This is a genomic window from Magnetococcales bacterium, from assembly GCA_015231175.1.
Taxonomy (GTDB): domain Bacteria; phylum Pseudomonadota; class Magnetococcia; order Magnetococcales; family DC0425bin3; genus HA3dbin3.
In genome coordinates this window covers 1-13,065 of sequence record JADGBZ010000039.1, presented here as the reverse complement: position 1 = coordinate 13,065, position 13,065 = coordinate 1, and the positions used below count along the sequence as shown (strand labels likewise).

The window sequence follows — 13,065 nt, the reverse complement described above, 5'->3', positions numbered from 1 at the left end:
GCTGTTGCTGTTGCTGTTGCTGTTGCTGTTGCTGTTGCTGTTGCTGTTGCTGTTGCTGTTGTTGCTGTTGCTGTTGCTGTTGCTGTTGCTGACCCCTGTCGGGTTGGGTTACAACATCCCGCACTTGCTGGGAAAGTTCCTGGGAGGCCTTGACTTCACGTTGTGCTTGCTGGGCCGTTGTCTGAGCGTCACCCGACGCCGTGATCGCCTGCTGCACCACACTGTTGACCTGTTGCTGAGAGAGTCCATTGATGCCGGTTTCGATAGCCGTCAAGGTAGTTTGGGCGCCCGCCGCTGCGGAAGCCTTGACCAACTCACGATCGGCGGGGGGAACCATCTGGCTCAATGCTGACGCCACCAGGGCCGCAGAACCGGAAGCGACACCTGAAACGGCCTGAGCCACATCTCTGGCAGCACCCGATCCCGCCATTTGAACAACGCTGGCCGCCACCTGGGCCGCAGAGTCCGCACCAACCACTCTGGTAACCGCCGCAGCCAGGGAGGCCGATATACCGGGATTATCCTTGCCAACCACCTGAGCCACAGCTGAGGCCACGGCCACCGCGCTGGCGCTTGTCGATGACGCATTCAACACTGCTGCGGCCACCTGGGGAGCAGAATTGTTGCCTACAGCCTGCACCACCGAGGCAGCAATCTGGGCGGCGGCAGCCGGGTTGTTCACCGCCATGGCCGACGCCACCTGCGCCGCTTGCTGGGGAGCCGCCGATGCTGCCGCAGCCGCAACCGTTCCCATGGCTGCGGCCTTTTCAGCCGGCGGCAAACTTTGCACAGCCGCCGCCGCAGCCTGGGCGGCGATACTGGGATTCCCCTGGGCAGCCGCTGCCGTCACCATGGTCGCTGCCTGAGCGTTGTTGGTCTTGGGATCGGAGAGGGCGCTTTGCATGATGACGGAAACAATATTGCTGCCGGGTGCAGCCTGGGCAACGGCCTGGACGGCAGCGGCCACGATCCCCGCAACCTCCTTGGAACTGGTGGACACCATGGCGGCCCCGCTCACAACCTGCTGCGTGCCACTGTTCGAGCTGGCCTGATTGTTGGCCTGTTGTTGGGTATTGCTTTGGGTCAGAACAGCCGCTGCCTGCGGGTTCGCGGCGGCGACCTGCGCGACGAAGGCCCTTTGTTCTGCCGTCATGGTTCCTGGTGCCGCAGCCAACAGTCCCACTTTTTCCGCCTGCACGAGAATACTGACGGCGGCGGCAATCTCATCCAGGGTGGCGGCCTCCGCCTCCTGAATGAAGGAGACTCCGTTGGCTATGGATCGTTGCCAAATGGCCAGCTTCTCCTGGAAATCCCGGAAGAGATATGAAAGATCCCCAGGTTTGGGGGCACCCAGGATCTCATCCATCTCCCCCTGGCTTTTTTTATCCGGTTTGGGCTTGCTTGCACCGCCAGTTTTCGGCGTATCCGGTTTTTGGGTCGACTCTGCCACCTTTCCGGGCTGCGCCGAGGCGGGCGCGCCCCCCTGTTCGGCAAAACTCAGCCTGTTGACCTGGGCATCTTCCAGAATCTGTTGTTTGGTCAACGGCCTGATCTTCGGCAGCTCGGTGCCAACCTCCTTGAGGATGTGCGTTACAGCCTGGGCTGCGATGGCCGGGGTGATGACTTTTGGGTCGGTTGGCGGCTTGGCGCCACTGCTGGCGGCACTCGCCTCTCCCTCCTTGACCGCGACACCACCCTTATTGGTTTTCAAATGGACTTCGCCACGCGCCACGTTGACAAAATCAGGAACACCTTGCGCAACCATCCCCTGTACGGCTGAGCCGCGTATACCCATGGTGGATGTGGCTGTATCGATGCGCACATTCGAATCCTTGACGGCAAACCCCGACAGATATCGGAAGGCCCCCGACACCACCTGCACCGATTTTTCCGCCCGGCTTTCCGCCGGGTTGAAGGCAAACTTGTTCAAGACAACCTTGCTGTCCGGACCGATGGCGAGGGTCGACCCATCGCGAAACTGGACCACAGCCCGGGAGCCAGGACCGGTGATAACCTGCTGCCGTGGGTAAACCGGGTCATTGACAGTCAGGGGGAGTAGCTGGTTCTTTCCCTCCTGACCTTTGACATCCTTGACCAGTTCGACCACCCTTCCCAGGTGGACTTTCTTGACCGCCCCGGTCCCAACCGTTTCGATCTGCGTGGCTGGTTTCCCTCCGGGAGTGGCCTGGTCCGCTGCCTGGACCCCCTCCTCCGCCCCAACGAGTTGCACCATGGCCAACCCCAGCAACAAAACCGAACCACGCCTTACCGTAACGTTCACCCGCGTCCCTCCCCAATAGCCGTCCGCCGCTCCGGAACCCAAGCCCAACTCGGCCAGAATACAGGATTTGGGTGGCACATGTTAAGTATTTTCCCGTCTGGACAATTCGCTCGGAAACAGGAGGGCTTTTTCCCTGCGCCTCTTCTTTTGACTTTCGTGGATCGCAGCGCGGGGAACCACAGAAGCCTGCAACCCCATGGCGATCAGGATCCAAAAATAACAGGCATTCGCCGGGATCTGGAGATTGAAATCCACCAGACCATGGATGGAGAGGGAAAAAGATCCCGCAAGGGCAGCAAACAACACCCCGCGAGCAAATGGATCCCGGCGTCGCAGGTAGCGGCGGATCATGGCCAACCAACTTGCGGCGAGCGATGTGCCAAACAAACTGAATCCGATCACGCCCTGTGTAGCCAGAATTTCCAGAAAATCATTATGGCTGTGATCGTTGAATTTTTGCACCTTTTCGGTTCGGTATATGGGGAAGACATACTTGAACGTCCCACTGCCGGTACCAAGGACCGGGTAGTGCTCGACCATCTCGATGGTCCCGACATGAACTTCTATACGTCCTGAATGTTCGATGAAGGAGCCTTTGAAACGATCCGCCAGAAGCCCCAAGCCCATCCACCCTCCCGCAATCAAGGCTGCAACCACGACAGGCAGAACCAACCTTTTTTCCCGGTTGGAGCGACGTCGCCGCAAAAAAGCCAGAGCGACCACAGTGAGCAGCGCAACGATCAGGGCGATGTTCCCGCCCCGGGAAGTGCTCAGAAACAGAGCCAGAAACATAAGCACCAACAGGGCAGAGACCACACCATTACGGCTGCTGAGGTTGCGGAGAACCCACAGCAAGGATTCCCTGAAATTTCTCTGCACCTCACTGCTGCGCATCCATCCGAGCAGCAGTCCAAATCCCATAGGGATGCTCATTTCCAGAAGGCCGGCATAGTGATTCCTGTTGACATAGGTGCCATGCACACTCCCCTGGATATCCGGTAGCCACCATGTGGCTACGAAGCCAGTGAAGAACACAAACATGCCAAATACAGCCTGAAAGACCCCGGAGAGGAAAATGACCCAGGTCAACTTGCGCAGGCGATCACGGGTGTCCACCACGGCCAGCACCAAAAATGCTGCCAGAAAGTAGGTCACATATTTCAGCCACTCCACAAGGGTCACTGTCTTGTCCAGGGAGATCGTCATCGATTTCCCATCGAGACCGCAAAAGCGGTTGACCTCCACCGTGGCCTGGGAAAACACCGAAAGCAGGGATGTCGGCATGGGCACCACCTGCAACAAGGGGATCAAGATCCAGGCCAACCACAGGAAAACTTCCAATGGGTGGTCAGAAAAAACCTTGCCGAAGGCCTTTTTCTCACCCATGCGGGCAAGGAAATAGAGTCCAACCAAGAGAAAAATTCCGACCTCCAGAATGCTCCAGGCCCAGGGGCGATTGCTTCCCAAAGGCAACGGCATCCAAAAAATCAAACCCAGAAACAAAGCAAAGACAACCGATTCGACAAACTCCCCTTTGTTGGGTATTTCCGGGACATCTTTCATGGTCGGAGACTCCCCTTCTCCGCATCGCTGGAAGAGACCAAGCCAAAATATTTGTCGAACTCAGCCCGCAGTTTGGGCTGGAAGCGCACCAACGGCTGGACGGACTCCCTTTTTTCGTAGCGCTTGACCAATTCCAGTATCTCGTGGGGAAATGACGCCATGGCCCGAATGGCGACATTGATGACTTCGCTGCGCATTCTCTCATCCAAAGCGCCCCAAAGGATGAAGCCCAAGCGCACGGCATTACGTTGAACGCTGGATTCCCAAGGGGCAAAAACCATGGCCCTCTCCAGGTGTATGGCGGCTTCGCCCCAATACTGACTGCCCTGCACCATTTTGACCTGGGCCAGGTTGATCCACGTATACCCCCAGGTAGGGCAAATTTTGGCAGCCATTTCGTAGCTGCCGGCTGCCTCTTTCAGTAAATCCGTTGCTTTTTTCGCATCATCTTTGACTCTTCGTGACCATAGATACTGAAACTGCCCCAACTGCAACCAATATTCGGCATTCCCCGGGTGGAGATTCAATGCTTCCCTGTTGTATCTGATGGCTTCTTCCCAGGCTTTTTCCCTCTCCTCATCGGAGAGCTTGGGATCCTGTATCCTGGCCAACAATTTCTCCAGGGGGAAAAAATAGAGTTCTGCCAACCCCCACCGTCCGGCCCATATGGCCAGAAAGAGGCACAAGCCTGTCAGGATCAGATGCCCCCCCCCCTTTTTCCAGGAATCGGGATTCCAGGTCATAGCAACGCACCAGGTATGGAGGTCACCATGGCCATGGCCCGTGACATGCCAACGACCTGTGCGGCAGCCTGCACACCCTCACGCAGGTCTGGTGATCGTTCCCTGAGATCATGGGCATCGCTGGCAATCACATGCGCCCAATCCTTTTCCAGCAACGTGACCGCACATCGACGCGCGTCCATCCCAAACACCCCGGTCAAGGATCCGGCAGTCAACTGACTGAGACACCCCATTTCCAGGAAGGGAAGCAGTTTGCCGGGATGGTGGCATATCACCCTGTGCCGTTCCGGATGGGTCAGGACCGGAACGTAATTTTGCTCCAACAAGCGGCGAACGATCTTGTCGCTGCCCGGTGGAATCGTGTCGTGGGGAAACTCCAACAAAAAAAAACGCCGGGAGCCTGTCTTATTCAAAGTCGGCAGACTCCCCTCAGCCACAAGCCTGATCAGTTCCGGTGAAAGACGCACATCAGCCGCCCAACGCACATCCAGGTCGATCCCCTCCTCCTGGAGGAGACCTCGAAACGCCTCGGTTGCCTGACGAATGGAGGCCAGGGAGTTGTCATAGACACCAGGCGTCACATGCGGCGTCGCGACCAACACCCTGGTACCTGCGGCAAAAGCACAACGCGCCATGGCCAGGGACTCCTGCGCCGCTTCCGGTCCGTCGTCCATGAGGGGCAGGATATGGCAATGGATATCCGTGAACCCACCCAAAAAACTATCTCCTGGGTTTGTCCTTGTCATCCCCGTAGTATCCGTACCCTGTACCATACCCCGTTCCATAACCATAGCCATAGCCGTAGCCGTAGCCGTAGCCGTAGCCGTAGCCGTAGCGATATCCCCCGCTGTAGTACATCAATTGGCGCATATCCACACTGTTCAGAACGCATCCCACAACAGAGATTTGGGAATGGTGCAGGCGGCGAAGCGCCCCCATGACAACATCCCGGGCGGCTTTGTTGGCTTTAACCACGAAAACAACGCCATCCGCTTGTTCCCCAAGAATCTGGGCATCGGTCACCACCAGAGTCGGCGGGGCGTCGATGATGATCCGATCATAAAATTTCCGCAGGTCGGCCAGCATGTCACGCCAGCGTCTGGAGGCAAGAATTTCACTGGGGAAAGGCGGCGTCGGGCCACTGGGCAGAACGTGCAGGCCAAACGGCGTCTCGATCACCTCTTTGCGTAAAATTTCCATGGATGTGCGCCGACGCTCTGCTCCCCGCCGCCGTTCAAGACTTTGGCGCTGCTCCACCCCCTTGCGCCGCTCCTTGCCACTCCAGGCGGAGGCAAACTTCTCCTGGCGTCGATCCAAACCGGAACGGCGATCCATTCCTGAGCGGCGCCTTTTGTTGACACGCCGCTCCTGTTGGAGATAGCCGGAGAGAAAGCCCGTGACACCCGCAGAACCGGTCACAGGAAAAATTTCCTTGAGGCGGGGGCGTCGCAGGTCCGCTTCCAGCAACAGAACCCGATCCCCAGCCTGGTTGAATGCCTGGGCCAGATTGACCGCCACGGTCGTCTTTCCCTCCTCCGGCAAAGCGGAGGTCACCATGACGATCTGCATGGGCCGGTCAACATCCGAGAAGAGCAGACCTGTCCGCAGACTTCGCACTGCCTCTGAATAGTTGGACTTTGGATGCCTGGACTGCATCTCTTCCGGGGGTGTGGGATCCCGTCGTCGCAGGTGCAGGAGCGGCAGCGTCGCAAACAGGGGCAAGCCGCTCATCATTTCCAGCTCTTCAGGGGTTTTGAGGGATCTGTCGGAGAACTCGAGCAAAAACGCCAACCCCATGCCCGCCGCCACTCCCATAAGACTCCACATCATCAGGGTGCGCTTTTTGTTCGGCCAGAACACCCCGCCCGGAGGTCGGGACGACTCCAGGAGGCGAGCATTGGCGGTTTGCATCCCTTCGCTGAGGCCGGTCTCCTTGAAGCGTTTCAGGAACATATCGTAAAGCTGGCGGTTGGCGGCAACCTCTCGTTCCAACTTATTCATCTGGTAGGTTTTCTTCTGGATCTGCTGGACCTGACCACGTTGGGTATCGAGTTCCCTGGCCAAACGGCTGGCCTGGGCATCGGCCACGGCGTAATCATGTTTGACGATCTCCACCAAGCGACCGACCTCCTGTCTGACTTTGCGGTCGATCTCTTCCAACTCCTTTTGCGCCCGGATGATGCGGGGATGTTTGGGGCCATAGCGATCGGAGAGTTCGGTCAAATTCTGCTCAATCTTGACTTTTTCTCTCTTTAATTCAAGTATCTGTGGGCTATCAGAAAACGGGAGCTGGGAGACATCTCCCTTGTAACCCTTCAGCAGACCCACCAGTCGCTCATATTTGGTCTGGGCGGCGCCAGCCTCAGCGCGCACCTGGGCCAGTTGGGTATTGATGCCATCCATCTGTTGGCGATCCAGACTTTGGGTGGACTGAGAGTCCAGCAACCCCGTCGTTTCCCGGTAGACCTGCAACTCCTTCTCGGAGTTGTCCAGCGATCTGCGCAGGTTATCCAGGCGGCTCATCAGCCAATTGGCTGCGTGCTGGGTCACCTGGAGTTTGGCTTCCATCTCCTGGTCGATAAAGACCTGGACGATGGTATTGGCCACGCGGGCAGCCAATTTCGGGTCTTCCGATACGAAGGAGACCTTGATGATTTCACTGCGCCCCACGGTGCCAACGCCAATGCGGCCCTGGACCATATCCACGACCTGTTGCACACGCTGGGGGTCGGGTTTGCCATCATCGACAACCGGTTCATCAACATCCGGACGAACCGGATCCCCCATAAACTTCAGGAACCACAAGTCCGGCATGAGCGAGGAAAAGGAGAATCCGCGTCGTTTAGCAAGAACCCTGGGGTCAAATTCAGGAACAAGATCCAGCCGCTCCCGGCGCACAACCTCTTCGGCCAGCTTGCGATTCTTGATCAGCTCCATCTGGGTCTGCATATACCCGCTCTGACCAGCATTGGATTGATAGACATCGTCAAAAGCGATCAGTTTGACCGTTTTTTGCTCGATGACCATGCTGGCTTCAGCCTGATACAGCGGCACCAGGGACCACAAGTAAACCTGGGTAGGCATGGCAAAAAGAAACGCCACGCTGATGACCTGCCATTTGCGGCGGAAGAGAAGAAAGAGAAAAAATCGAAGATTGTAACTGGGTCCGTCGCTTTCAGGAGGCATGAAGTCGGGACGAACAGAAGGGCGATGCGCAGGTTCACTCTGAAGCACCCTGGGGTCACCCCCCCCTTCGGCCTTGACGATAGTGACATCAGCCATGCGTAAACCTCACCAGAAGCCTTCTGGAATAGTCAAAATATCGTCAGGAAAGACAGGATCGTCCAGTTGGACCCCGTACTCCTTGTGGCTGGCATCGTTACCCCGGATGACAGTGATTTTTTTCTCAGCCGCCCGTTCGGTGAATCCTCCGGCCAGGGTGACGGCCTTGCGCACCGTCAAACCGGGCTGGTAGGAAAACCCGCCGGGACTTTTGACCTCACCATTGACGAAATACATGCGGAATTCGTTGATGGCAATATTCACCATGGGGTGCCGCAGGTACCCATCCGCCAAGCGGGTCTGCAAAAGCCGCTCAACATCCTTGATGGTCAGGCCAGATACAGAGATATCCCCCAAAAACGCAAAGGAAATTTTGCCGTTTGGCCCAACCTTGTGCGTGGCCGAGAGATCGGGCTCTTCATTGACGGTGACCTGAATTTTGTCTCCTGGCCCCAGGCGATACTGGGACCGGAAGTTTGTGTCTTCGGCCACGACCGCCTGCGCATGCACCAACAAGACCACCACCAAGACGAGTTGGAGCGGTCCTGCACACCCAAGCCAGAACTTTTCACGACATCTCATCTTCGGTTCTCCACACCCACGAACTTGCGACCTTCGGCATCCGCCTACAGACCACCGGTCACACCCACCCGAGACCTTCGGCATCCGCCTACAGACCACCGGTCACACCCACCCGAGACCTTCGGCGCCCGCCTACAGACCACCGGTCAAGGAGACCATGACTTCGTCGCTGTCGTACCCAGAATCGACCTGGTTGGACTTTTGACTCGTCCTGGTGAAATTGGTGTCCATGGTCAACCACCGCGGGAAGGCGTAACCGAACCCGGCACTTCCCTTCCAGATCTCGTTTTCCAACCCGGAGCTGTAGTCGTTCTGGGTATGACTGACATTGGAGTTGAAAGTCAAGAACGAACGCAACTTTTGGGTCAATCCCAGCTGTTCACTGGTCGAAACGTAGTAGTTGGAGACCAACCCCCCTTCCGCGAAGTTGCGAGAAAGATCCAACTTCAATGCGGTTTTGGCGAGGGGTTTCCAGCCAATTCCACCACCAAAAGTGAACGCACTGCTGCCTTCCACGGCGGAATTTTCATACTCTTTCATCGTATAGCCGACCCTCAGATCACCCTGGGTCTTGGCGGCGCCCGTCCAACTCACACCGGCGCCGATAGACCTCTCCTGATTGTCCCGATCCAGGGCTGCGCTGTCGTAGACTATACCCTTCCATCCGACCTCTGTCAAAAGGGACGTCCTCGGTGCCAGGGCAAACATGAGCGACAAGGTTGCCTTGTTCAGATAATTTCCTATATCCAGCTTGTCGTCGATCTGGTGGGAAAGCTCCATCAGGGTGCGAAGCCTGTTGTACGTATACTGCGCGGACCCATCAAACCCGTAATGTTTCCAATGTCTTGGTGGATTATTGGCGCCAATCTTTCCCACATCGGCAGCACCACGGCTGTCATGGTTGAAAGCCACGTCGGTTTTGGCGCCAAGTTCCAAACGGCGGCTGACGGAATATTTGACATGCATCGCAGCCTTGTAATCCTGGTAATCCTCGGTGGAACGCGACTCGTAGCGGGCGATGTCGCTTGCGAGGGATCCGCTGAAAGTCAAACTTTTCCAGTGCGTGGAAACTTGGACAACAGGCTGTATGGAGAGGATTTTTTCACCGACCCGGTTGGTCGCATCCTTGAAGACGTTGCTGTCATAGCGCGACTGAATCGACAAGGAGGGTTTGACACGAAAGATGCCAACCGGTATGCCCCTTGCCCCGTCCGATGCACTCAGATACCCAATGGAACCACAGAGGATCAACAGCATGGCAGCCACACCGACCAGCCACAGCCGTGTCATCACCGGCTGGCTTGCAGAGTGGCGGAAACAGGTTCCCGCATCACGTATGGCTGACCTGACTTCGGACATGGTGCCTTCGCCAAACTATTGACAAACCGCTGACATTTTTAACATTTCATTTTTTATTCAACAACTTGTACAAAAACAATTTCTCATTCTCCAACCCAAACTTGACCAGGTGTCTTCCCAGTGGGGAAACACGCAAGCTTTGGACCACATTATTCAGAATTCTCACCCTTTAATCGTTTTTCACCAAACCCATGCGTCGAATCAGAGGCGCCACATGGGGCCGGCCCCGCATTGACTCGGGCCAACCGGGTTTTGCATACTCGCCCCGTGTATTCACAGAGTGTGCCAAGAAAAGGAATCAACCATGAAAGCCATGCTTCTCGATACTTATGGCCATTCAGCCACCTTTCGTTCGGCGGATCTTCCCAAACCACAGGTCAGACCGGGTCATCTGCTTCTTCGTGTCGTGGCTACAAGCGTCAATCCGATCGACGTCAAGATCCGCACCTTGGGTTTGCCCCTGGCCCCGGAGTTGCCCGCCGTTCTACACGGAGATGCAGCCGGCATTGTCGAGGAGGTTGGTCCTGGCGTGACCGATTTCAAGCCTGGTGACGAAGTCTATGGCTGCGTTGGTGGCGTCAAGGGAAGCGGGGGGGCACTGGCGGAATACCTGCTGGCAGATGCACGTTTGCTTGCACACCGGCCCGTGACATTACCCCTGGTCGAATGTGCGGCATTGCCCCTGGTGACTCTGACTGCATGGGAGGGCATCATGGATCGCGCCTCCATACGTCCTGGTGATCCGGTCCTGATCCACGCCGGGACCGGTGGCGTTGGCCACATGGCCCTGCAACTGGCTCACTTGTGCGGCGCGATCGTCACCACAACCGTTTCCACACCGGAAAAAGCCCTGGCCGCGAAACAATTGGGAGCCAACCACACCTTCGACTACCGCACGGCCACCGTCACCGACATGGTCCGGGAAACACCACAGGGGCATGGGTTTGCCCTGGTCTTCGACACGGTTGGCGGGCACAATCTGGACGCTTCTTTCCAGGCAGTCCGACCTGGTGGTACCGTTGTGACCTGCGTTGCCCGTTCGACGCATGACCTCTCCCCGCTCCATGCCAAGGGCCTTACACTGCACGTTGTTTTCATGCTCCTGCCCCTGCTGACCCATCAGGCTCGTGCCCATCATGGCAACATATTGCGGCGCGTGGCATCCCTGGTGGATGCCGGACGTTTGCGTCCCCTCCTCCACCCCCGACAATTTTCACTATCCGAGGTGCAACAGGCCCATGCGGTCGTGGCCGACGGCAAGGCCTTTGGCAAGGTTCTGGTCAGGATTTAAGCCACCAACGCACCACCTCTGCCCGCCTTCCCGGGGTGGTGGCAATTTAAATATGGCATGTTTATTGCTAAAAAAGCTGTTCACCACCTGGCAACAAATCGGGATCCAGGGGACGGGCTCCCTGGCTGGGCCTCGGACGGTGTCCCGGTAAGGTTCGGGAAGAAGCCCTGATCAAGGCTTTCCTATCCAGGCTTTTCTTGAATGAGTGCCGAAAGTTACCCTTGTCCGGGCTTTTCTTGAAAAGGCGAAGAATGGTTCATGGTTATGAGGAGGATGCCTCATGGGCAAACATGATACAAAAATAGCGGATGCCATCCTGTTACTCGCCAAAGATCAAAGTGATCCGCACACCTTTTTGACCAACCTCTCGCCCCTGGAACGTCTCCATTTGAGCCAGGGGCTCGGGGATGCATTCAACACCCTGGACCGACTCGATCAAGCCTTTGCCGACCTCGAAGAACAGGGCCATGGCCGCCTTCAGAGTGGCGTCTTCTGCGGCCACCCCATGGAAGGAGGTTCTTCCTGCCACGAACCGGACAGAAGCACCGATTGGGCTTAGGAAGCCATGTTTTCTTCTTTTATTTTGACAAGGTAGCCACTATCATCCCCGGTCATGGAAGTTTTGCTCGGGCCTCCTCTGTGAGTCCCATGTGCCATATCCGTATGTCACGCTCTGTTTTCTTGATTCCCATTGGCCAGAAAGCAACCCAGGAGAGAAGAACATGGCAAAAATCACCCTTAAAGGTAACCCCATCAACACCTGTGGCAATCTCCCTGCCGTGGGTTCCAAGGCCCCTGATTTCGTTCTGACCAAGACCGATTTGTCTGATGTATCCTTGAAAGACTTTCACGGAAAAACATTAGTTTTAAATATCTTCCCCAGCATTGACACCGCCGTGTGCGCCACCTCCGTGCGTCGCTTCAACGCCGATGTGGACAAGATGCCCAACGCAGTTGTCCTGTGCGTCTCCCTGGACCTGCCCTTTGCCCATGGCCGCTTCTGTGGCGCTGAGGGATTGCAGAAAGTCGTCCCGGCCACGGAGCTCCGTCAGCGCGGTTTTGGCGAAGCTTATGGTGTGCGGATCGTGGATGGACCCTTGGCCGGGCTCCTGGCGCGGGCCGTGGTCGTTGTCGACCCACAAGGCAAGGTCAAATACGCCCAGCAGGTTCCTGAAATCGTCCAGGAACCCGACTATGAAGCTGCGATAAAAGCCATCTGATCTGTCCAGGCAACCTCATCCCCCCTCCAGAACCTCCCCTTCACCCCTGGCCTTTCACCCATGGCAAGAACAGCCCTGGGGTCGTCTCTGCCTGGGTGAAGGGGATTCTGCCCCGTGATCATTCAGCGTTTTTTCAAGAAAAGTCTGGACTAAAATCTTCCCTCCCTGCTCATGACCTCTTGTTGGGTCAAGGAGAGAGATTGGTACAGAAGGCGGTATTTTTGCAGGACCGCCTTTTTTGAAACCAGAACTTTTTCCCTACTTTCCAAAAGTTTTTCCATACGCTCCAGATAGGATGGCAACGACTCTTGCACGCCACTCTGCAGCGCCTGACGGGTGGAGACCAGATTCGTAACGGCATCGGCGTAGGCCTGCCAATCCTTCTCCTGCTCCGGGGCGATTGCGAGACTTTTCTTCAGGACATCCAACCTTGCCTTGGTGCCATCGACATCGTTTCCCCCACTCCCACCTCCAGCCGCAGCCTCCTCGAACATGGGCGACGATTCGTGCATGGCGCAACCTCGCCTGCCATACCGAGGTTCCATCATCCCAGCCGAAGTGTGACAACATTTGCCCATTTCAGACACATCACCCAACTTATCGGGGTCACCAGTCCCACCCATCATCCCAAAACATCCCCTCCCCTCACTCCCAAAACCACCTTCAGGCCCCCCATTCATCCCCGGACCGCCAGGGCCATGCATCATCCCCGGACCGCCAGGACCATGCATCATCCCGGGACCG

At 56.8% G+C, this 13,065-nt stretch carries 11 protein-coding genes; 3 read left to right on the top strand and 8 right to left on the bottom strand.

Translation table 11 applies throughout. The features are described 5' to 3' along the window. From HQL63_09635 to HQL63_09605, 7 genes are all read right to left on the bottom strand, one after another. A partial coding sequence (locus HQL63_09635; GenBank protein ID MBF0177093.1) for a FecR domain-containing protein occupies positions 1-2,359 on the bottom strand: 2,359 nt, incomplete at its 3' end. 3 nt (positions 2,360-2,362) lie between these two features. After that, the gene (locus HQL63_09630; protein ID MBF0177092.1) at positions 2,363-3,844 is read right to left on the bottom strand and encodes an O-antigen ligase family protein; all 1,482 of its coding nucleotides are present in this window, start codon (positions 3,842-3,844) and stop codon (positions 2,363-2,365) included. After that, entirely contained in the window at positions 3,841-4,587 is a 747-nt protein-coding gene (locus HQL63_09625) for a hypothetical protein (protein MBF0177091.1), read from the bottom strand. Before HQL63_09625 ends, HQL63_09630 begins: the two co-directional genes overlap by 4 nt. Next, positions 4,584-5,303, bottom strand: a complete 720-nt coding sequence (locus tag HQL63_09620; GenBank protein ID MBF0177090.1) for a capsular biosynthesis protein — start codon at positions 5,301-5,303, stop codon at positions 4,584-4,586. The genes HQL63_09625 and HQL63_09620 overlap by 4 nt, the downstream gene beginning before the upstream one ends. A 4-nt stretch (positions 5,304-5,307) precedes the next feature. Further along, positions 5,308-7,869, bottom strand: coding sequence for a polysaccharide biosynthesis tyrosine autokinase (locus HQL63_09615; protein ID MBF0177089.1), 2,562 nt, complete (start codon positions 7,867-7,869; stop codon positions 5,308-5,310). Positions 7,870-7,878: 9 nt separating this feature from the next. Continuing rightward, the gene (locus tag HQL63_09610) at positions 7,879-8,451 is read right to left on the bottom strand and encodes a polysaccharide export protein (GenBank protein MBF0177088.1); all 573 of its coding nucleotides are present in this window, start codon (positions 8,449-8,451) and stop codon (positions 7,879-7,881) included. Positions 8,452-8,583: 132 nt separating this feature from the next. Beyond that, positions 8,584-9,810, bottom strand: a complete 1,227-nt coding sequence (locus HQL63_09605) for an outer membrane beta-barrel protein (protein ID MBF0177087.1) — start codon at positions 9,808-9,810, stop codon at positions 8,584-8,586. A gap of 304 nt (positions 9,811-10,114) precedes the next feature. On the opposite strand from HQL63_09605, the gene HQL63_09600 reads away from it, so the two are divergent. From HQL63_09600 to tpx, 3 genes are all read left to right on the top strand, one after another. Further along, on the top strand, positions 10,115-11,101 hold the full coding sequence (locus HQL63_09600; protein ID MBF0177086.1) for a zinc-dependent alcohol dehydrogenase family protein: 987 nt from the start codon (positions 10,115-10,117) through the stop codon (positions 11,099-11,101). A 280-nt stretch (positions 11,102-11,381) separates the two neighbouring features. Beyond that, complete coding sequence (locus tag HQL63_09595; protein MBF0177085.1) at positions 11,382-11,660, top strand: hypothetical protein; 279 nt, start codon at positions 11,382-11,384, stop codon at positions 11,658-11,660. A 163-nt stretch (positions 11,661-11,823) separates the two neighbouring features. Then, positions 11,824-12,321 (top strand): thiol peroxidase, encoded by a 498-nt coding sequence (gene tpx / locus HQL63_09590; GenBank protein MBF0177084.1) that lies wholly within the window; start codon positions 11,824-11,826, stop codon positions 12,319-12,321. 149 nt (positions 12,322-12,470) lie between these two features. On the opposite strand, the gene HQL63_09585 is transcribed toward tpx, so the two are convergent. Beyond that, entirely contained in the window at positions 12,471-12,833 is a 363-nt protein-coding gene (locus tag HQL63_09585) for a hypothetical protein (protein MBF0177083.1), read from the bottom strand. Positions 12,834-13,065: the final 232 nt, after the last annotated feature.

Excerpts from the sequence above, each read along its gene's own strand:
- HQL63_09595 (MBF0177085.1), top strand. The coding sequence starts at position 11,382 with ATGGGCAAACATGATACAAAAATAGCGGATGCCATCCTGTTACTCGCC.
- HQL63_09600 (MBF0177086.1), top strand. The coding sequence starts at position 10,115 with ATGAAAGCCATGCTTCTCGATACTTATGGCCATTCAGCCACCTTTCGT.
- HQL63_09630 (MBF0177092.1), bottom strand. The coding sequence starts at position 3,844 with ATGAAAGATGTCCCGGAAATACCCAACAAAGGGGAGTTTGTCGAATCG.
- HQL63_09605 (MBF0177087.1), bottom strand. The coding sequence starts at position 9,810 with ATGTCCGAAGTCAGGTCAGCCATACGTGATGCGGGAACCTGTTTCCGC.
- HQL63_09610 (MBF0177088.1), bottom strand. The coding sequence starts at position 8,451 with ATGAGATGTCGTGAAAAGTTCTGGCTTGGGTGTGCAGGACCGCTCCAA.
- HQL63_09585 (MBF0177083.1), bottom strand. The coding sequence starts at position 12,833 with ATGCACGAATCGTCGCCCATGTTCGAGGAGGCTGCGGCTGGAGGTGGG.
- tpx (MBF0177084.1), top strand. The coding sequence starts at position 11,824 with ATGGCAAAAATCACCCTTAAAGGTAACCCCATCAACACCTGTGGCAAT.
- HQL63_09615 (MBF0177089.1), bottom strand. The coding sequence starts at position 7,869 with ATGGCTGATGTCACTATCGTCAAGGCCGAAGGGGGGGGTGACCCCAGG.
- HQL63_09625 (MBF0177091.1), bottom strand. The coding sequence starts at position 4,587 with ATGACCTGGAATCCCGATTCCTGGAAAAAGGGGGGGGGGCATCTGATC.